Genomic DNA, 19,028 nt, shown 5'->3' with positions numbered 1-19,028 from the left:
CCGGCGGGGCGGGCGCTTGGGCGAAAATGCCGCAATGTCTTCGGTTCCGTCCACGCTGTCGGTCGATCAGGCGGCCAGCCTGCGCGACTACAACACCTTCGGCCTGCCGGCCGTGGCCCGCACGCTGGTGCACATCCGCAGCGACGCCGACGTGCGCCGCATGCTCGAGCACCCCGAGTGGGGCCGTGCGCCCAAGCTGGTGCTGGGCGGCGGCAGCAACATCGTCCTGACCCGCGACCCGCAGGCCGTGGTGCTGCATGTGGCGGTGACCGGTCGGCGCCTGGTGGCCGAGACCGACGAGGCCTGGATCGTCGAGTTCGGCGCCGGCGAGCGCTGGCACGACGCGGTGGCCTGGACGCTTGACCAGGGCTGGCCCGGCCTGGAGAACATGGCGCTGATTCCGGGCACCGTGGGTGCCGCGCCGGTGCAGAACATCGGCGCCTACGGGCTCGAGCTGGCCGAGCGTTTCCACAGCCTGGACGCGGTGGACCTGATCACCGGCCGCACCGTCACGCTCGACCATGCGGCCTGCCGCTTTGCCTACCGCGACAGCCTGTTCAAGCGCGACGCCGCGCAAGGCGGTCTGGCCGGCAAGAGCGTGATCACGCGGGTGCGCCTGCGCCTGCCGCGGCCCTGGCAGCCGGTGCTGGGCTACCTCGACCTTGAGCGCCGCATGCACGAGACCGGCAACCATGCGCCCGATGCCCGCACCGTGTTCGACTGGGTCTGCGCCATCCGCCGCGCCAAGCTGCCCGATCCGGCGCTGATCGGCAATGCCGGCAGCTTCTTCAAGAACCCGGTGGTCAGCGCCGAGCAGTGCCACGACATCATCGCGCGCGATCCGCACGTGGTGCATTACGTGCTGCCCGACGGCCGCTTCAAGCTGGCCGCGGGCTGGCTGATCGATGCCTGCGGCTGGAAGGGCAAGTCGATCGGCCGTGCCGGCGTCTACGAACGCCAGGCCCTGGTGCTGGTGAACCGCGGCGGCGCCACCGGCGCCGAGGTGGTGACGCTGGCGCGCGCCATCCAGGAGAGCGTGTACGGCCGCTTCGGCATCCGGCTGGAGCCGGAGCCGGTGATCCTCTGAGCCTCGGCAGGCCTGCGCCGGCGCGCCGGCGCCTGCCCGCGGCGGGCCTCAGCCCAGGCGCGCCCGGTGCCGCGCCACCTGGGCCAGGGCCTGGGCCGGCGCGGTGCCGCCGCGCACATTGCGTGCGTTCAGGCTGCCCACCAGGGTGAGCACCTCGGGCGCGTCGTCGCCCACCAGCGGATGCAGGGCCTTCAGCTCGGCCAGCGACAGCTCGGACAGATCCAGGCCGCGCTGCAGGCCCAGCTTGACCGCATGGGCCACCACCTCGTGCGCATCGCGAAAGGGCAGTCCCTTCTTCACCAGGTAGTCGGCCAGATCGGTGGCGGTGGCGTAGCCGCGCCGGGCGGCGGCCTGCATCGCGGCGGGCTTGACCGTGATGCCGGCCACCATCTCGGCCATGATGCGCAGGGTGCCGGCCAGCGTGTCCACGGTGTCGAACAGCGGTTCCTTGTCTTCCTGGTTGTCCTTGTTGTAGGCCAGCGGCTGGCCCTTCATCAGGGTGATCAGGCCCATCAGGTGGCCGACCACGCGGCCGCTCTTGCCGCGCGCCAGTTCGGCCACGTCGGGGTTGCGCTTCTGCGGCATGATGCTGGAGCCGGTGCAGTAGCGGTCGGCCAGGTCGATGAAGCCGAAGTTCTGGCTCATCCACAGCACCAGCTCCTCGGCCATGCGGCTGACATGCACCATGGTGATCGCGGCCCAGGCCAGGAACTCCATCGCGAAGTCGCGGTCGCTCACGGCGTCGAGGCTGTTCTCGCACACGGCGTCGAAGCCCAGCGCGGCGGCCACGGCCTCGCGGTCCAGCGGGTAGCTGGTGCCGGCCAGCGCGGCGGCGCCCAGCGGCAGGCGGTTGAGGCGCTTGCGCACATCGGCCAGGCGCTCGGCGTCGCGCGCAAACATCTCCACATAGGCCAGCAGGTGGTGCGCAAAGCTCACCGGCTGAGCCACCTGCAGGTGGGTGAAGCCGGGCATCACGGTCTCGGTGTTCTTCTCGGCCACCGCCACCAGTGCGCGCTGCATGTCGAGCAGCAGCGTGGCCAGCGCGTCGATCTCGCCGCGCAGCCACAGGCGCACGTCGGTGGCCACCTGGTCGTTGCGGCTGCGGCCGGTGTGCAGGCGCTTGCCGGCATCGCCCACCAGCTGGGTGAGGCGGGCTTCGATGTTGAGGTGCACGTCTTCCAGGTCGAGCTTCCACTCGAACTGGCCGGCCTCGATCTCGGCCGTGATCTGGGCCATGCCGCGCTGGATGTCGGCCAGGTCTTGCGCGCCGATGATGCCTTGCGCGGCCAGCATGCCGGCGTGGGCCAGGCTGCCCTGGATGTCGGCGCGCCAAAGGCGCTGGTCGAAATCGACGCTGGCGGTGTAGCGCTTGACGAGCTCGCTCATCGGCTCGGAGAACAGGGCCGACCAGGCCTGGGATTTCTTGTCGAGTTGGTTGCCGGACATGGGATGGGAGGCGCCGGGCGGGCGCAGGCAGTGGGCAGCAAAAGGGCAGCAGGCGGGCGCGCCGCAGGTGGCCGCGTGCCGCTGCGCGCCCGGGCCGGCAGCGCCGGATGTGACGCAGGGGCCTGGGGCGCGCTGGACCGTATTATCCGGCGGCTCTGACGTCTGCCCGATGCCGCGCCCGCCCGCCACCGAACCCACCCGCCCCGCCGCCGCCCCAGAGGCCGGCGACCTGAACACGCGCCCCGACAGCCTGTGGCCCGACTCGGCCCATCCGCTGGAGGCTGCGCAGCAGCAGGGCGTGATCAGCAGCTTCGATCCCGAGCGCGATGGCGCTGCGCCCGCGCCGCGCGGCCCGGCCTTTGCGCTGTGCCAGCCGGCCACCAGCCTGCGTGTGCTGCTGTTCGTGCAGGGCGTGGTGGCGCTGGCCAGCCTGCCGCTGGCCACGGGTTGGCGCGACGCGCTGCTGCGGGCCAGCGGCCCGGCCTGTGCGGCCCTGCTGGCCAGCCTGCTGTGGCTGGCCGCGGTGTGCCGGCTGCAGCCGCGCCTGATGCGCTTGCGCGCGGCCGTGGCCAGCGCCGCGGTGTGGCTGCTGGGCGCCCTGGCGGCCCTGGCCGGCTGGGCCCTGGCGCTGGCGCTGGGCGTGGCCGAGCCCGGCGCCTGGGCCGCCACCGTGACGGCGCTGGCCGGTGCGGCGCTGGCTGGCGTGCTGTGGGCCTGGCTGCGGCTGCGCCTGGCGCTGGCGCGCCCGGCCGATGCGCGGGCGCGGCTGTCGGAGCTGCAGTCGCGCATCCGGCCGCACTTTCTGTTCAACGCGCTGAACACCGCGCTGGCCCTGGTGCAGGTGGACCCGGCGCGCGCCGAGGTGGTGCTGGAAGACCTGTCGGCGCTGTTTCGCGCCGCACTGGCCGAAACCGGCACCGCGGTGACGCTGGACGATGAGATCGACCTGGCGCAGCGCTACCTGGCCATCGAGAAGCTGCGCTTTGCCGAGCGACTGGATCTGCGCTGGGACCTCGACCCCGACGCCGCCTTTGCCCGCCTGCCGCCGCTGGTGCTGCAGCCGCTGGTGGAAAACGCGGTGCGCCATGGCGTGGAGCCGGCGGCGCGGGGCGGCAAGGTGCTGGTGCGCACGCGCGTGCACCGCGGCATGGCCGAGGTGGTGGTGATCAACACCCTGCCCGACGAGGCCGAGGGCACCGGCGAGGCCGGCGCCGGCATGGCGCTGGCCAATGTGCGCGAGCGCCTGCACCTGATGCACGACCTGGCCGCCACGCTGGACACCAAGATCGAAGACGGGCGCTGGCATGCCCGCATCGCGGTGCCGCTGTGAGCCCGGCGCCGCTGGCCATGGCCGCGCTGCGGGTGCTGATCGTGGACGACGAGCCGCTGGCCCGCATGCGCCTGATGACCCTGCTCAGGCAGCTGAGTGCCGAGGCCGCTGCGGCCGATCCAGGCCCGCCCGGCACCCAGCCCTTGCCGCGTTGCGAGGTGGTGGGCGAGGCCGGTGATGCCGATGCGGCGCTGGCGCGCCTGGCCGACACGCCCTGCGATCTGGTGCTGCTGGACATTGCGCTGCCCGGCCGCGACGGCCTGCGCACGGCCGCCGCGCTGCGCGCGCTGGGCCAGCCGCCGCAGGTGGTGTTTGTGACCGCGCATGCCGAACATGCGCTGGCCGCCTTCGATCTGGACGCCACCGACTACCTGACCAAGCCGGTGCGGCGCGACCGGCTGCAGGCTGCATTGCTGCGGGCGGCGCGGCGGCTGCCGCCGGCGACGGCCCTGGCGGCCTTGCCCGAGGCGCCTGTGCCAAGCCTGGCCACCGCCACCGCCACCGCCACCGGCGAGCCCGGGCTGGCGGCCCAGCCGGCCGATGCCGAGGTGCTGAGCTTCAGCCACCGCGGCCGTGTGCAGCGCATCCCGCTGGCCGAGGTCTTGTCGCTGAAGGCCGAGCTGAAGTACGTCAAGCTGACCAGCTCGACCCAGGGCCGCTGGATGCTGGACGAGTCACTGGCCGAGCTGGAGCCGCGGCTGGGGCCGGGCTTCTTGCGCGTGCACCGCAATGCCATCGTGGCGCGGGCAGCGGTGCGGGCGCTGGAGCGGGCGGCCGATTCGGCACCGTCTGCCGATGTCGAGGGCGGCGAGAACTGGGTGGTGCGCCTGTCCGACGGCCAGACGCTGGCGGTGTCGCGGCGGCAGGTGGCGGCGGTGCGGGAGGCGTTGCGGTAGGGGCAGCTTGGCTTGTTTGCTTGCTTGCTTGCTGAGGTTGCTGAGGTTGCTGAGGTTGCGGTGTGGCCGGGGTTGGGGCTTGCCGGGGTTGGCGCAAGCCAGGCCGTGCCCGGGTGCCTGGCGCTGCTCAACTGCGCCGGTCGGCCGCGCGGCGGCCGACTGCGCTGCGGTGCTCGCAGGCGTGGCCACGCATCGCAACTCGCTGCGTTCGCTGCCGCTCACTGCGCTCAGACAAGCGATGCGAGTCAGAGCTTGGATGCGGGCTCACGCCCGCGGCCACACCCGCTGCGCGCCTCGCCGGCGCAGATTCGCAACGCCAAGCATCCGGGCACGGCCTGGCCGGCACGGTGGTGGCAGGGCACGAATCGGTGACACACGCGAATCGGTGGCCGCAGCGCGATCCAGTGGCCCGGCACGGCATGGCGGCATGCCACGGTGGTGGGGCGATCGGGCCCGCTGCACCCGCCACCCGGACCGATCGCTGGCTCGGTCCAGGCACACAAGCGGCCGGCCCACGCCCACAAGCGGCCGGGCCGCGAACACGATCAACCCAGCTTCAACAGCCGCTTCGCGTTTTCTTTCAGGATCAGCGGCTTCACCTTGTCCTTGAAGCCGGCCTCGTCGAAGTCTTTCATCCAGCGCTCGGGCGTGATCAGCGGGTAGTCGCTGCCGAAGAGCATGCGGTCCTTCAGCAGCGTGTTCGCGTACTGCACGAGTTGGGGCGGAAAGTACTTGGGGCTCCAGCCGCTCAGGTCGATCCACACATTGGGCTTGTGCAGGGCGAGCGACAGCGCCTCATCTTGCCAAGGCCAGCTGGGGTGGGCGATGACGATCTCGATGTCGGGAAAGTCGATGGCCACGTCTTCCAGCAGCATGGGGTTGCTGTTTTGCAGGCGCAGGCCGCCACCACAGCGCATGCCCGAGCCGATGCCGCTGTGACCCGAGTGAAAGATGGCCGGCAGCTTGTGCTCGGCAATCACCTCGTAGATCGGCCAGGCCATCCGGTCGTAGGGCAGAAAACCCTGCACCGTGGGATGGAACTTGAAGCCCTTGACACCGTGCTCTTCCACCAGGCGCCGCGCCTCGCGGGCGCCCATCTTGCCCTTGTGGGGGTCGATGCTGGCGAAGGCGATCATCATGTCGCTGTTCTTCTGCGCGGCCTCGCAGATCTCTTCATTGGGGATGCGGCGACGGCCGAGCTGGGCTTCGGAATCGACCGTGAACATCACCAGGCCGATCTTGCGCTCGCGGTAGTAGGCCACCGTCTCGTCGATGGTGGGCCGGCGGTTGCTGCCGAAGTACTTGTCGGCGGCGCGGTCGTACTCCTCGCCGTAGTTGTCGAACGGGTTCCAGCACGACACCTCGGCATGCGTGTGGATGTCGATGGCGATCAGCTCGTCGGCCTTCATGGCAGGTCCTCGATGGTTCAGGAATGAAACCAGGCAGCGCTGGCATCGTCGGCAATTCTGTGGCGGTGCAACACGAAATTCTCCAGGGTTTCCCCTGATCATTAATTTCAGAGACTGAACTATCTTTGCGGTCGTTCCAGAGTCCCGATCCGCTTCACCGAGAGGCCTGCCCGCATGTCTGACAACGCCACCCAGGCCGCTTTCGCGCCCGCCACCGGCCTGCTGGCCACGCTGGACCTGCTGGAAGTCTCGCAATCGGGTGCGGTGCTGCACCTGCGGCTGAACCGCCCGGCCAAGCGCAACGCCATCAGCGACGGCCTGATCGCCCAGCTGCACACGGCCTTCGTCAACCTGCCCGAAGGCACGCGTGCCGTGGTGCTGAGCGGCGCGGGCGAGCACTTTTGCGCCGGGCTGGATTTGTCGGAGCTGGTCGAGCGCGACATCCAGGCCGCCATCCTGCACTCGCGCGGCTGGCATGCCTGCTTCGACGCGGTGCAGTTCGGCAAGGTGCCGGTGATCGCCGTGCTGCACGGCGCGGTGGTGGGCGGCGGGCTCGAGCTGGCGGCGGCCTGCCACCTGCGGGTGGCCGAAGACTCGGCCTACTTCGGCCTGCCCGAGGGCCAGCGCGGCATCTTCGTGGGCGGTGGCGGCTCGGTGCGCGTGCCGCGCCTGATGGGCACGGCCCGCATGACCGACATGATGCTCACCGGCCGCGTGTTCGATGCGGATGAAGGCGAGCGCTACGGCGTGGTGAACTACCGCGTGGCCGATGGCGAGGGCCTGGCCAAGGGCATCGCGCTGGCACGCAAGATCGCCGGCAATGCGCCGATGAGTGCCTTTGCCGTGATGCACGCCCTGCCGCGCATTGCCGAGATGAACCCCGGCGAGGGCCTGTTTGCCGAATCGCTGATGGCCGCCTGCGCCAGCAACACGCCCGAGGCCCAGACCCGGCTGCGCGCCTTTCTCGAAGGCAAGGCCGGCAAGGTGCTCAAGGAGGGCGGCTTGTGAGCGGGCCGCACCGCTACCGCAGCGCCGATGTCGCAGGCTGCGTCGACGCCACGATCGAGACCCGTGCCGATGGCACGCAGATCCTGCGTTCCACCGAGGCGCTGCGCTGGTTCCCGGATCGCCTGACCGATCCGCTGGAGCAGTGGGCCGCCGAGGTGCCCGAGCGCACGCTGGTGGCCAGGCGCGACGCCCGCGCGCCGCACCACGGCGACTGGCGCCGCGTGAGCTACGGCCAGTTTCTGCAGCGCATCCAGGCCGTGGGCCAGGCGCTGATCGAGCATGGCCTGTCGGCCGAGCGGCCGCTGGCCATCTTGAGCGACAACGACATCGAGCACCTCACGCTGGCCTTTGGCGCCATGTGGGTGGGCGTGCCCTATGTGCCGATCTCGTCGGCCTATTCGCTGATCAGCACCGACCACGGCAAGCTGCGCCACATCGCCAGCACGGTGACGCCGGGCATGGTGTTTGCCTCGTCGGCGGCCTATGCCAAGGCCATCGAGGCGGTGTTCGACCCGAGCGTGCCGGTGGTGCTGACCGAGGGCACGATCGCCGGCCGCCAGGTGCTCAGCGTGGATCAGCTGCTGGCCACCGTGCCGGGCGAGGCCGCTGCCAACGCCCATGCCCAGGTGGGCCCCGACACCATCGCCAAGTTCCTGTTCACCTCAGGCTCCACCAAGGCACCCAAGGGCGTGATCAACACCCACCGGATGATCTGCGCCAACCAGCAGATGATCCACCAGTGCCTGAACTTCCTGGCCAAGGAACCGCCGGTGCTGGTGGACTGGCTGCCCTGGAACCACACCTTCGGCGGCAACCACAACGTGGGCATCGTGGTCTACAACGGTGGCACGCTGTACATCGACGACGGCAAGCCCACGCCCAAGGGCATGGCCGAGACCCTGCGCAACCTGCGCGAGATCTCGCCCACCGTGTACTTCAACGTGCCCAAGGGCTTCGAGGACATCGCCAGCGCGATGGACACCGACCCGGTGCTGCGCCGCAGCCTGTTTGCGCGGGTCAAGGCCTTCATGTTTGCTGGTGCGGGCCTCAGCCAGGCGGTGTGGGACAAGCTCGACACCCAGGCCGAGGCCGAGGTGGGCGAGCGCATCCGCATCATCACCGGCTTGGGCATGACCGAGACCGCGCCCAGCTGCACCTTTGCCGTGGGCACCGATGTCAAGTCGGGCTGGATCGGCCTGCCGGTGCCGGGCGTGGAGGTGAAGCTGGTGCCCGACACCTCGGGTGATCCGTTCGCCAAGACCGAGATCCGCTTTCGCGGCCCCAACGTGATGCCGGGCTACTGGCGCGCGCCCGAGCAAACCCGCGAGGCCTTCGACGACGAAGGCTTCTACAAGACCGGAGACGCGGTGAGGTTCGTCGATCCGGCGCATCCCACGCGCGGCCTGGTGTTTGACGGCCGCACGGCCGAAGACTTCAAGCTCAGCACCGGCACCTTCGTCAGCGTGGGCCCGCTGCGCGCCAAGGTGATTGCCGCCGGCCACCCCTGCGTGCAGGACGTGGTGGTGACCGGGCTCAACCGCGACGAGATCGGCCTGCTGCTGTTTCCGCGGCCCGACGAGGTGCGCCGGCTGGCCGGCGTGGGCGACGCAGTGCCCCTGCCCGAGCTGCTGCACCTGCCGGTGGTGCGGGCCTTCTTCCAGCAGCTGGCCGATCAGCTGTGGGCCGGCGGCACCGGCAGCGCCAACCGCCCGGCGCGCCTGCATGTGCTGGCCGAGCCGCCGCAGATCGACAAGGGCGAGGTCACAGACAAGAACTCGATCAACCAGCGCGCGGTGCTGGCCGCGCGCGCGGCGCTGGTCGAGGCGCTGTACGAAGGGCGCGAGAGCGATCCCTTCCTGATCCTGCCGACCAAGTAAACCGGAAAGCCTGACGCGATGAACATCCACGGACAAGCGGCCCTCGTCACCGGTGGTGGCTCGGGCCTGGGCGAGGCGGTGGCCCGCGAGCTGGCGCGCCTGGGCGCCAAGGTGGCGGTACTCGACATCAACGAGGCCGGCGCGCAGCGCGTGGCGGCCGAGATCGGCGCCGATGCCGCCCTGGGCCTGCGCTGCGACATCACCAGCGCCGAGTCGGTGACGGCCGCGCTCGATGCCGCGCAGGCCGCGCACGGCGTGGCGCGCATCGTCATGAACATCGCCGGCATCGGCAGCGCCAAGCGCATCGTGCAGCGCGACGGCTCGCCGGCGCCGCTGGAAGACTTCGAGCGCGTGGTGCGCGTCAACCTGATCGGCACCTACAACGTCACGCGCCTGGCCGCGGCGCGCATCGCCCAGGCCGAGCCGCTGGCCGACGGCGAGCGTGGCGTGGTGGTCAACACCGCCTCGGTGGCGGCGTTTGACGGCCAGGTGGGCCAGCAGGCCTACTCGGCCAGCAAGGGCGGCGTGGTGGGCATGACGCTGCCGATGGCGCGCGACCTGGCGCAGTTCGGCATCCGCTGCTGCACCATCGCGCCGGGCCTGTTTGCCACGCCGCTGATGCAGGAACTGCCCGAGGCGGTGCAGCAGTCGCTGGCGGCCAGCATCCCGTTCCCCAAGCGCCTGGGCCGACCCGATGAGTTTGCGGCGCTGGCCGCACACATCGTGAGCAATGTGCACCTGAACGGCGAGGTCATCCGCCTCGATGGCTCTCTGCGCATGGCGGCGCGATGAGCAAGCTGCATGTTCATCGCGTCGAGGTCTGCTTCGGCGACTGCGACCCGGCCGGCATCGTGTTCTTCCCCAACTTCTCGAAGTGGATGGACACCGCCTCGCTGGCCTTCTTCATGGCCTGCGGCGTGCCGCCCTGGCGTGAGCTGGTCAAGACCCGCGGCATCATCGGCACACCGCTGCTCGAGATCCACACCCGCTTCATGAAGCCCGCCACCTATGGCGAAACCATCGAGATCCACACCAGCGTGGAGGAGTGGGGGCGCAAGACCTTCCGCCATCGCCACCTGGTGCGCCGTGGCGACGAGCTGCTGTGCGAGGGCACCGAGACGCGCGCGTTCTGCGTGCGCGATGCCGACGGCCGTATCCGGTCGATCCCGATCCCCGAAGACATCCAGGCCCTGTGCCTGTGATCCGCGCGAGCGGGCCGCACGAATTTTTCCCCCACCCCTGACCGAGCTCCGAGGAGACAAGCGATGAAGCCGATCAAGACCCTGCTGGCCACTGCCGCCATGCTGCTGGCCGCCGCGCCGGCCCTGGCCGACATCAACATCGGCGTGAGCCTGGCGCTCACCGGGCCGGGCTCCGGCCTGGGCATCCCGATGCAGAACCAGTTCAAGCTGTTTCCCAAGACGATTGCCGGCGAGAAGGTCAACCTGATCATCCTGGACGACGCCACCGATCCCGGCAAGGGCGCCACCAATGCGCGCCGCTTCGTCAGCGAGGACAAGGTCGACCTGATCATCGGCTCGTGCATCACCGCGGTGGCCGCGGCGATGGCGCCGGTGGCCGGCGAGGCCAAGACGGTGCAGATGGCCGCCTCGCCGGTGGGCCTGCCGCCGGGCCAGGACGGCTGGGTGTTCCGCCTGCCGCAGAGCAACGACGTGATGGCCCACGCCATGTTCGGCCACATGAAGAAGCTGGGCATCAAGACGGTGGGCTTTCTGGGCTACACCGACGCCTATGGCGAGCTGTGGCTGAAGGCCGCCACCGCCGAGGCCGACAAGGCCGGCATCAAGATCGTGGCCACCGAGCGGTTTGCGCGCACCGACACCTCGGTCACCGCCCAGGCGCTCAAGCTGGGCGCCGCCAACCCCGACGCGATGCTGATCGTGGCCTCGGGCTCGGGCGCGGCCATGCCGCACAAGGCGGTGGTGGAGCGCGGCTTCAAGGGCCGGATCTACCAGACCCATGCCGCCGCCTCGATGGACCTGATGCGCGTGGGCGGCAAGGACGTGGAGGGCGCCTTCGTCGTCTCGGGCCCGGCCACGGTGGGCGACATCCTGCCCGACAACCATCCCAGCAAGGCCGTGTCCAAGGCCTTCCTGACCCAGTACGAGAAGGCCTACGGCGCCAACACCGCCAACCAGTTTGCCGGCCACGCCTACGACGCCCAGATCATCCTCGAGAAGGCCGTGCCGATGGCCCTCAAGAAGGCCAAGCCGGGCACGCCGGAGTTCCGCGCCGCGCTGAAGGAGGCCTTCGAGACCATGGGCCGCACCGTGCTGGCCCACGGCATCCTGAACTGGACGGCCGACAACCACTGGGGCTACACGATGGAAACCGGCGTGATGCTCCAAGTGAAGAACGCCGACTGGGTCTTGGCGAACTGATCTTTGACCCCCAGGGGGGCGAGCCCGGACGAAGACGGTCCAGTGGACCGGCTTCGCCTGGCGAGCGGCCGGGTCGCAAGACCCGGCGCGGCCTGCAAGGGCCGCCAGCGGCCCGGCGGAGCCGGTTCCGCGGCGGCCGCTGGGTTGGGGCAGTGACCTGCCTGAACCGAGCAGGGTTCTCCCTAGGCTTTTTGACATCCCTCCGCCGCCGCTGGCTTCTTATCATCGACCGACTGGTCGGTTGGTGAACTGCGGCAAACCGCTTGCAGCGCTCCGGCACTGGATTTCGCATGGACTTCTCGATCGCAAGCATCCTGGCGCTGGATGGCGTCACCAACGGCGCGGTGTATGCGCTGCTGGCGCTGGCCACGGTGCTGGTGTTCGCCGTCACGCGGGTGATCTTCATCCCGCAGGGCGAGTACGTGGCCTTTGGCGCGCTCACGCTGGCGCTGCTGCAGCAGGGGCAGGTGCCCGGCACGGTGTGGTTCCTGCTGGTGCTGGCGGGCTGCGCCGCGGTGGCCGAGGTGATCGAGGGCCTGCAGCATCACCAGCGGCCGGCACGCATTGCCCGCCGGGTGCTGGGGCTCACCGCCTACCCGGTGGCCATTGCGCTGTTCGTGGCCTGGGCGGCGCCGCAGAAGTGGCCGCTGCTGGCCCAGGCGGCACTCACGCTGGCCCTGGTCACGCCCTTTGGCACGCTGCTGTACCGGGTGGCCTACCAGTCGCTGGCCGATGCCTCGGTGCTGGTGCTGCTGATCGTCTCGGTGGGCGTGCACTTCGCGCTCACCGGCCTGGGCCTGCTGTTCTTCGGCGCCGAGGGCTTTCGCAACCCGAGCTTCTGGGACGAGCGCTTCAACCTCGGCCCGCTCACCTTCAGCGGCCAAACCCTGATCATCATGCTGGCCTCGGTGGCGCTGATCGTCGCGCTGTGGCTGTTCTTCGAGCGCAGCCTCTACGGCAAGGCCCTGCGTGCCACCGCGGTGAACCGCCTGGGCGCACGGCTGATGGGCATCAGCAGTGAATCGGCGGGCCAGCTCACCTTCACGCTGGCGGCCTTCATCGGCGCGCTGTCGGGCCTGCTGATCGGGCCCACCACCACGGTGTTCTACGACTCGGGCTTCCTGATCGGCCTGAAGGGCTTCGTGGCCGCGGTGTTCGGCGGCCTGGCCAGCTACCCGATGGCCCTGCTGGGGGCGATCGGCGTGGGCCTGCTCGAAAGTTTCGGCTCGTTCTGGGCCAGCGCCTTCAAGGAGGTGATCGTGTTCGGCGCCATCGTGCCGGTGCTGCTGTGGCGCAGCCTGCGCGACCCGCATGCCGAGGAGCATTGAGATGGCCGCCATGCAACGTTTTGCCTTTCCCGCCTTTGCGCTGCTGATGCTGGCGCTGCCGGCCCTGCCGGTGCCCGAGTTCTGGATCACCCAGCTCAACTACATCGGCCTGTACGCCATCGTCTCGCTGGGCCTGGTGCTGCTCACCGGCGTGGCCGGGCTCACCTCCTTCGGCCAGGCGGCCTTTGTCGGCGTGGGCGCCTACACCGCGGCCTTTCTCAGCGTGAAGATGGGCGTCTCGCCCTGGCTCACGCTGTTCGTGGGCGTGGGCCTGAGCGTGCTGGTGGCGCTGGTGCTGGGCGCCATCACGCTGCGCATGTCGGGCCACTACCTGCCGCTGGCCACCATCGCCTGGGGCCTGGCGCTGAACTACACCATGGCCAACATGGAGTTCCTGGGCAAGTACGACGGCCTGCTGGGCGTGCCGGCGCTCGAGGTGGCGGGCTTCAGCCTGGGCTCGGGCCGCGGCATCTGCGTGCTGATCTGGGCCGTGGCCCTGGCCGCGGCGCTGGCCGTCACCCACCTGCTGGACAGCCGGCCCGGGCGCGCCATCCGCGCGCTCAAGAGCGGCACCACCATGGCCGAGGCCATGGGCATCTCGACCTTCCACTACAAGGTGGTGATCTTCGTCATCGCCGCGGTGCTGGCGGCCGTCTCGGGCTGGCTGTTTGCGCACTTCCAGCGCACGGTCAATCCGTCGCCCTTCGGCATCCACAAGGGCATCGAGTACCTGTTCATGGCGGTGCTGGGCGGCGTGGGCCATGTCTGGGGCGCCTTCCTGGGCGCCGGCGTGGTGAAGATCGTCGAAGACCAGCTGCAGGTGCTGCTGCCCAAGCTGATCGGCGCCTCGGGCAACTTCGAGATCATCGTCTTCGGCCTGGTGCTGGTGGCGGTGCTGAAGTACGCGCCCGACGGCCTGTGGCCCTTTGTCTCGCGCTGGCTGCCGGCGCCGCGCCGCGTGCGCGACTGGGAGGGCGCTCCGGCCCTGCCGGCGCGCAGCAAGCCGCAGCGCGGCGAGGCCCTGCTGCAGGTGGAGGCGGTGCGCAAGGAGTTCGGTGGCCTGGTGGCCGTCAACGACGTCAGCTTCGAGATCCGCGCCGGCGACATCATGGGCCTGATCGGCCCCAACGGCGCCGGCAAGAGCACCACCTTCAACCTGGTCACCGGCGTGCTGCCGCTCACCCGCGGCGCGGTGCGCTTTCGCGGCGAGGCGGTGGGCGGCCTGGCCTCGCGCGAGATCGCGCGGCGCGGCATGTCGCGCACCTTCCAGCACGTCAAGATGATTCCCGAGATGACCGTGCTCGAGAACGTGGCGCTGGGCGGCTACCTGCGCAGCTCGGCCGGGCCGCTGCGCGCCATGCTGCGGCTGGATCGCGCCGAAGAGCGGCGCCTGTTTGCCGAGGCCGAGGCGCAGCTCAGGCGCATCGGCATGGACGGCCAGATGCACGAACTGGCGGGCAACCTGGCGCTGGGCCCGCAGCGCCTGATGGAGATTGCCCGCGCGCTGTGCACCGACCCGGCCCTGCTGCTGCTGGACGAGCCTGCCGCCGGCCTGCGCCACAAGGAGAAGCAGGCCCTGGCCGACGTGCTGCGCCAGCTCAAGCGCGAGGGCATGAGCATCCTGCTGGTCGAGCACGACATGGACTTCGTGATGGGCCTGGTCGACCGCATCGTGGTCATGGAGTTCGGCACCAAGCTGATCGAAGGCACGCCCGACGAGGTGCAGGCCAGCCCGGTGGTGCGCGCCGCCTACCTTGGAACGGAACACTAGACATGGCAGCCTTGTTGGAAGTGCGAGACCTCCACGCCGGCTACGGCCGCGCCGAGGTGCTGTCGGGCCTGAACTTCGGGCTGGCCAAGGGCCAGGTCATCACCATCATCGGCCCCAACGGCGCCGGCAAGAGCACCACGCTGAACGCGCTGATGGCAGTGTTGCCGGCGCGCGGCCAGATCGTGTTCGACGGCACCGACCTGGCCGACGTCACGCTCGAAGAGCGCGTGATGCTGGGCATGGCCCTGGTGCCCGAGAAACGCGAGCTGTTCGGCACCATGCCGGTCGAGGACAACCTGGTGCTCGGCGCCTGGCGCGCGATGAAGCAGCGCCGCGACTGGAAGGACGCGCTGGAGCGCGTGTACACCACCTTTCCGCGCCTGAAGGAGCGCCGTGCCCAGCTGGCCGGCACGCTGTCGGGCGGCGAGCGGCAGATGCTGGCCGTGGGCCGCGCGCTGATGTCGGGCCCCAAGCTGCTGATGCTGGACGAACCCAGCCTGGGCCTGGCGCCGTTGATCGTGCGCGAGATCTTCCGCATCATCGCGTCGCTGCGCGAGCAGGGCGTCTCCATCCTGCTGGTCGAGCAGAACGCCCGCGCCGCGCTGGAGGTGGCCGACCACGGCTATGTGCTCGAGACCGGTGCCTTTGCGCTGGAAGGCCCCGCCAGCGCGCTGGCCCATGATCCGCGCGTGGTCGAGACCTACCTGGGCGCCGCCAAGAAGCAGGCCTGACCAGGCAGCGATGAACCTGCTGCGCGCACACATCCCGGGCCGCGGCTGCCGGCCGCACAGGCGCACGGCGGCGCGGCGCGAGCCAGGCTGAGCCTGCTTGCCACGCCAGCCGCGCAGCGCTTGCCGGTCAATCCATAGGGAGCGAGAACGATGTGGACCTACCAGGCCCCGGTGGCCGACATGCTGCATGTGCTGGTGCAGGTGCTCGATGCGCCGGCCCAGTGGGCCACGCTGCCCGCCCATGCCGAGCTGGATGCCGACACCGCCGCCCAGGTGCTGAGCGAAGCCGGCCGCTTTGCCTCGCAGGTGCTGGCGCCTTTGAATGCCGGCGGCGACCGCGTGGGTTGCCGCTGGTCGCCCCAGGGCGTGGTCACGCCGCCGGGCTTTCGCGAGGCCTGGGCCGCCTATGTGCAGGGCGGCTGGCCGGCGCTGGCCGCCGCGCCCGAGGACGGCGGTCAGGGCCTGCCCGCGGCCCTGAACATGCCGCTCAACGAGATGATCGCGGCCGCCAACCATGGCTGGACCATGTACCCCGGCCTGCTGCACGGCGCCTGCGAGGTGGTGCGCCACGACGCCGTGCCCGAGCTGCGCGCGCGCTACCTGGCGCCGCTGGTGAGCGGCCAATGGCTGGCCACCATGTGCCTGACCGAGCCGCAGGCCGGCAGCGACCTGGGCCAGGTGCGCACCCGCGCCGAGCTGGTGGCTGGCCAGCCTGCCGCCAACGGCGCGCCGCTGCGCATCAGCGGCAGCAAGGTCTTCATCAGCGGCGGCGAGCACGACCTCAGCGACAACATCGTGCACCTGGTGCTGTGCCGCCTGCCCGGTGCCGGCGCGGGCAGCAAGGGCCTGTCGCTGGCGCTGGTGCCGAAGATCCTGCCGGACGGACAGCGCAACGCGGTGCATTGCGACGGCATCGAGCACAAGATGGGCATCCATGGCAGCGCCACCTGCCAGATGCGCTTTGAGCAGGCCGAGGGCTGGCTGATCGGCGAGCCGCACCGCGGCCTGGCCGCCATGTTCAGGATGATGAACTCGGCCCGCCTGCATGTGGCCATGCAGGGCCTGGGCCACCTGGAGGCCGCCACGCAGAACGCCTGGCGCTATGCGGCCGGGCGGGTGCAGATGCGCGCGCCGTCGCAGCCGCCAGGCGCCAGCCCGGAGCAGGGCGGCGACCCCATCGCCTGGCACCCGGCCATGCGCCGCCTGCTGCTGGGCCTGCGCGCGCGCACGGATGCCGCCCGCGTGGTGGCCCTGCGCTGCGCCATGCTGCTCGACGAGGCCGCGCAGCACCCCGATGCCACGCGCCGCGCCGCAGCGGCTGGCCAGGTGGCCATCCTCACCCCGGTGGCCAAGGCCTTCTTCACCGAGCTGGGCCACCGCGGCGCCGACGACGCCCTGCAGGCCTGGGGCGGCTATGGCTTCGTGGCCGAGTACGGCATCGAGCAGACGGTGCGCGACAGCCGCATCGCCATGATCTACGAGGGCACCAACGAGATCCAGGCCATCGACCTGGTGCTGCGCAAGCTGCTCGACGACGGGGGCCAGCGCGCCGGCGTCCTGATCGACGAGCTGGCCGCCGAGGCCGTGTTGTGCCGCACCGATGCCGCGCTGCAGCCCTTTGCCGAGGCGCTGGACGCGCAGCTCGACGCCTGGCGCCAGGCCCTGGCCGCGCTGCTGACCGGCCGCGATGGCGATGCCGAATACCCGCTGCGCGTGGCCGATGACATGCTGGCCGGCGTGGGCCATGCCTTGCTGGCCTGGGCCTGGGCGCGCATTGCCCGCTGCAGCGCCAACCCGGCGCGTGCGCCGGCCCCCGGCGGCCGCAGCGCGCAGGATTGGCTGGACGCCGCCCGCCACGGCATCGACTGGCTGCTGCCGCAGGCCCAGGTGCACTGGGCGCGTGTGGGCCGGCGCGGCGCGGTGCTGCCGCACCTGGCGCGGGTGGCCGTCTGATGGCCACGCGAACCGCCGGCCAGGCGCTGTCGCTGGGCGCACTCGAGGAGGTGCTGGGCTTTCACCTGGCCACCGCCACGGTGACCACCATGGACACCTTCTACCGCCATGTCGGCGAGCCGCTGAACCTGCGCAAGGTGGAGTACTCGCTGCTGCTGCTGCTGCTGGCCAACGGGCCGCTGCCGCCCAAGCGCCTGGGCCAGGCACTGGCGCTGTCGGCGCCCAACCTGACGCTGCTGCTCGACCGCCTGCAGCAGCGCGAGCTGATCCGCCGCGAGCGCAGCGAGGCCGACCGCCGCAGCCACAACGTGGTGCTCACGCCGGAAGGTCAGCGCGTGGCCGAGGCCGGCGCCACCGCTGCCGTGCCGATGGAGCGCGAACTCGACAGCCGGCTCACCCGTGCCGAGCGGCTGATGCTGATCGAGCTCCTGCGAAAGGTAGCAGCTCGCTGAACGTAGCGATCCCCATCGAAGGGAACGACCTCGTCGAAGGGAAGCGCGGGCAGCGCCCGGCCGCTCCGAAGCGGCCGCGCTACCCCAGGGCTGCGAAGCGGCCCCTCACGGGGCCACGGGGGTGGCTTGCCGTACCCGGCAAGCCGGGGGCTCCGGTCACCAGGGGGCGCGGCCGATGCCCATCACGCGCCGGTACCACTCGTGGAAGTGGCGCATGCCGTCTTCCATCGGGCTCTGGTACGGGCCGGCTTCATCGTCGCCGCGTTCCATCAGCGCACGGCGGCCAGCGTCCATGCGCAGCGCTATCTCGTCGTCCTCGACGCAGGTTTCCATGTAGGCGTTCTGCTCGGCCTCGATGAACTCGCGCTCGAAGGCGGCGATCTCCTCGGGGTAGTAGAACTCCACCATGTTCAGCGTCTTCTGCGGCCCCTTGGGGTACAGCGTCGAGACCACCAGCACATGCGGATACCACTCGACCATGATGTTCGGGTAGTAGGTCAGCCAGATCGCGCCCTGCTTGGGCGGCGCGCCGTTGCCCAGCGCCAGCACCGCCTCGTGCCAGCGCTTGTAGGCCGGCGAGCCGGCCTGGCGCAGCGAGTCGTTGATGCCCACGGTCTGCACCGAGTGGTGCGGGCTGAACTCCCAGCGCAGGTCGTCGCAGGTGACGAAGCGGCCCAGCCCCGGGTGAAAGGGCCCGACGTGGTAGTCCTCGAGGTAGACCTCGATGAAGGTCTTCCAGTTGTAGTCGCACTCGTGGATGTGCACCTTGTCGAGCACATAGCCCGAGAAGTCGAGGTCGGCGCGCGGGCCCACCTGGCCCAGCTCGGCGCCGATGTCGCGGCCGTTGTCCTCGAACACCATGCCGTTCCAGCTGCGCGTGCGGTAGCGGTTGAGGTTCAGGCAGGGGTCGTGGTCGAACAGCGGTGCGCCCAGCAGCTGGCCCTGCAGATCGTAGGTCCAGCGGTGCAGCGGGCACACGATGTTGCCGCCGCCGCCATTGGTCCGGGTGTTGCCCCGCCCGCGCAGCATCACCGCCTGGCGGTGCCGGCAGACGTTCGAGATCAGCTCCACGCCCTGCGGCGTGCGCACCAGCGCACGGCCTTCGCCTTCTTGCGGCAGGGCGTAGAAATCACCCACCTCGGGCACCGCCAGCTCATGCCCCAGGTAGCGCGGGCCGTGCTGGTAGATCAGCTCCATCTCGCGACGAAACAGATCGTCCGAGAAATAGGTGGTGACGGAGAGTTGCGAGCGCGCGGACCGGTCGTCGACACGGTGCTGGTTGCGCGCAAGAGCTTCGAGACTGGCGCTCAGGTCCGACATGATCCCCAGGATCTCCCA

Annotated in this window: 16 protein-coding genes; 13 read left to right on the top strand and 3 right to left on the bottom strand. The window is 70.5% G+C overall.

Annotation, left to right across the window (positions count from 1 at the left end; translation table 11 throughout):
• Positions 1–34 precede the first annotated feature (34 nt).
• Complete coding sequence (gene murB, locus N4G63_RS11330) at positions 35–1,087, top strand: UDP-N-acetylmuramate dehydrogenase (protein WP_260788519.1); 1,053 nt, start codon at positions 35–37, stop codon at positions 1,085–1,087.
• A 48-nt stretch (positions 1,088–1,135) separates the two neighbouring features.
• Here the strand turns inward: murB and argH are convergent, their stop codons facing one another.
• On the bottom strand, positions 1,136–2,533 hold the full coding sequence (argH, locus tag N4G63_RS11325) for an argininosuccinate lyase (RefSeq protein ID WP_260788518.1): 1,398 nt from the start codon (positions 2,531–2,533) through the stop codon (positions 1,136–1,138).
• A gap of 169 nt (positions 2,534–2,702) precedes the next feature.
• Between argH and N4G63_RS11320 the strand changes: the two genes are divergently transcribed.
• Entirely contained in the window at positions 2,703–3,863 is a 1,161-nt protein-coding gene (locus tag N4G63_RS11320) for a sensor histidine kinase (protein ID WP_314599687.1), read from the top strand.
• Positions 3,860–4,759, top strand: coding sequence for a LytR/AlgR family response regulator transcription factor (locus tag N4G63_RS11315; RefSeq protein ID WP_443112029.1), 900 nt, complete (start codon positions 3,860–3,862; stop codon positions 4,757–4,759). Before N4G63_RS11320 ends, N4G63_RS11315 begins: the two co-directional genes overlap by 4 nt.
• Positions 4,760–5,304: 545 nt before the next feature.
• Here the strand turns inward: N4G63_RS11315 and N4G63_RS11310 are convergent.
• The gene (locus N4G63_RS11310; protein ID WP_260788516.1) at positions 5,305–6,168 is read right to left on the bottom strand and encodes an amidohydrolase family protein; all 864 of its coding nucleotides are present in this window, start codon (positions 6,166–6,168) and stop codon (positions 5,305–5,307) included.
• A 174-nt stretch (positions 6,169–6,342) separates the two neighbouring features.
• On the opposite strand from N4G63_RS11310, the gene N4G63_RS11305 reads away from it, so the two are divergent.
• The 10 genes from N4G63_RS11305 to N4G63_RS11260 all read left to right on the top strand — a co-directional run bounded on the left by N4G63_RS11305 (position 6,343) and on the right by N4G63_RS11260 (position 17,690).
• Positions 6,343–7,176: a crotonase/enoyl-CoA hydratase family protein gene (locus tag N4G63_RS11305; protein ID WP_260788515.1), complete on the top strand. Its 834-nt coding sequence runs from the start codon at positions 6,343–6,345 to the stop codon at positions 7,174–7,176.
• Positions 7,173–9,053: a feruloyl-CoA synthase gene (locus N4G63_RS11300; protein WP_314599686.1), complete on the top strand. Its 1,881-nt coding sequence runs from the start codon at positions 7,173–7,175 to the stop codon at positions 9,051–9,053. Before N4G63_RS11305 ends, N4G63_RS11300 begins: the two co-directional genes overlap by 4 nt.
• A gap of 18 nt (positions 9,054–9,071) precedes the next feature.
• Positions 9,072–9,845 carry an SDR family NAD(P)-dependent oxidoreductase gene (locus tag N4G63_RS11295; RefSeq protein WP_260788513.1) on the top strand — a complete coding sequence of 258 codons (774 nt, stop codon included), beginning with the start codon at positions 9,072–9,074 and terminating at the stop codon, positions 9,843–9,845.
• Entirely contained in the window at positions 9,842–10,255 is a 414-nt protein-coding gene (locus tag N4G63_RS11290; protein WP_260788512.1) for an acyl-CoA thioesterase, read from the top strand. The genes N4G63_RS11295 and N4G63_RS11290 overlap by 4 nt, the downstream gene beginning before the upstream one ends.
• A 63-nt stretch (positions 10,256–10,318) precedes the next feature.
• Positions 10,319–11,455 carry an ABC transporter substrate-binding protein gene (locus N4G63_RS11285; RefSeq protein ID WP_260788511.1) on the top strand — a complete coding sequence of 379 codons (1,137 nt, stop codon included), beginning with the start codon at positions 10,319–10,321 and terminating at the stop codon, positions 11,453–11,455.
• Positions 11,456–11,745: 290 nt separating this feature from the next.
• Positions 11,746–12,783, top strand: coding sequence for a branched-chain amino acid ABC transporter permease (locus tag N4G63_RS11280; RefSeq protein ID WP_260788510.1), 1,038 nt, complete (start codon positions 11,746–11,748; stop codon positions 12,781–12,783).
• A gap of 10 nt (positions 12,784–12,793) precedes the next feature.
• Positions 12,794–14,554: a branched-chain amino acid ABC transporter ATP-binding protein/permease gene (locus N4G63_RS11275; RefSeq protein WP_260788714.1), complete on the top strand. Its 1,761-nt coding sequence runs from the start codon at positions 12,794–12,796 to the stop codon at positions 14,552–14,554.
• 2 nt (positions 14,555–14,556) lie between these two features.
• Entirely contained in the window at positions 14,557–15,285 is a 729-nt protein-coding gene (locus N4G63_RS11270) for an ABC transporter ATP-binding protein (RefSeq protein WP_260788509.1), read from the top strand.
• Positions 15,286–15,435: 150 nt separating this feature from the next.
• On the top strand, positions 15,436–17,238 hold the full coding sequence (locus N4G63_RS11265) for an acyl-CoA dehydrogenase family protein (RefSeq protein WP_260788508.1): 1,803 nt from the start codon (positions 15,436–15,438) through the stop codon (positions 17,236–17,238).
• On the top strand, positions 17,238–17,690 hold the full coding sequence (locus tag N4G63_RS11260) for a MarR family winged helix-turn-helix transcriptional regulator (protein ID WP_260788507.1): 453 nt from the start codon (positions 17,238–17,240) through the stop codon (positions 17,688–17,690). The genes N4G63_RS11265 and N4G63_RS11260 overlap by 1 nt, the downstream gene beginning before the upstream one ends.
• A gap of 156 nt (positions 17,691–17,846) precedes the next feature.
• On the opposite strand, the gene N4G63_RS11255 is transcribed toward N4G63_RS11260, so the two are convergent.
• On the bottom strand, positions 17,847–19,010 hold the full coding sequence (locus tag N4G63_RS11255) for an aromatic ring-hydroxylating oxygenase subunit alpha (protein WP_314599685.1): 1,164 nt from the start codon (positions 19,008–19,010) through the stop codon (positions 17,847–17,849).
• Between the last annotated feature and the right edge of the window lie 18 nt (positions 19,011–19,028).

Origin of the sequence: Aquabacterium sp. OR-4 (assembly GCF_025290835.2) — a bacterium.
Classification (GTDB): domain Bacteria; phylum Pseudomonadota; class Gammaproteobacteria; order Burkholderiales; family Burkholderiaceae_C; genus Pseudaquabacterium.
This window is presented reverse-complemented; position numbering and strand designations above follow the sequence as displayed.

Coding starts and splice junctions, on each gene's coding strand:
- N4G63_RS11260 (WP_260788507.1), top strand. CDS start 17,238: ATGGCCACGCGAACCGCCGGCCAGGCGCTGTCGCTGGGCGCACTCGAG.
- argH (WP_260788518.1), bottom strand. CDS start 2,533: ATGTCCGGCAACCAACTCGACAAGAAATCCCAGGCCTGGTCGGCCCTG.
- N4G63_RS11270 (WP_260788509.1), top strand. CDS start 14,557: ATGGCAGCCTTGTTGGAAGTGCGAGACCTCCACGCCGGCTACGGCCGC.
- N4G63_RS11285 (WP_260788511.1), top strand. CDS start 10,319: ATGAAGCCGATCAAGACCCTGCTGGCCACTGCCGCCATGCTGCTGGCC.
- N4G63_RS11255 (WP_314599685.1), bottom strand. CDS start 19,010: ATGTCGGACCTGAGCGCCAGTCTCGAAGCTCTTGCGCGCAACCAGCAC.
- N4G63_RS11305 (WP_260788515.1), top strand. CDS start 6,343: ATGTCTGACAACGCCACCCAGGCCGCTTTCGCGCCCGCCACCGGCCTG.
- murB (WP_260788519.1), top strand. CDS start 35: ATGTCTTCGGTTCCGTCCACGCTGTCGGTCGATCAGGCGGCCAGCCTG.
- N4G63_RS11275 (WP_260788714.1), top strand. CDS start 12,794: ATGCAACGTTTTGCCTTTCCCGCCTTTGCGCTGCTGATGCTGGCGCTG.
- N4G63_RS11310 (WP_260788516.1), bottom strand. CDS start 6,168: ATGAAGGCCGACGAGCTGATCGCCATCGACATCCACACGCATGCCGAG.
- N4G63_RS11290 (WP_260788512.1), top strand. CDS start 9,842: ATGAGCAAGCTGCATGTTCATCGCGTCGAGGTCTGCTTCGGCGACTGC.
- N4G63_RS11295 (WP_260788513.1), top strand. CDS start 9,072: ATGAACATCCACGGACAAGCGGCCCTCGTCACCGGTGGTGGCTCGGGC.
- N4G63_RS11265 (WP_260788508.1), top strand. CDS start 15,436: ATGTGGACCTACCAGGCCCCGGTGGCCGACATGCTGCATGTGCTGGTG.
- N4G63_RS11280 (WP_260788510.1), top strand. CDS start 11,746: ATGGACTTCTCGATCGCAAGCATCCTGGCGCTGGATGGCGTCACCAAC.
- N4G63_RS11320 (WP_314599687.1), top strand. CDS start 2,703: ATGCCGCGCCCGCCCGCCACCGAACCCACCCGCCCCGCCGCCGCCCCA.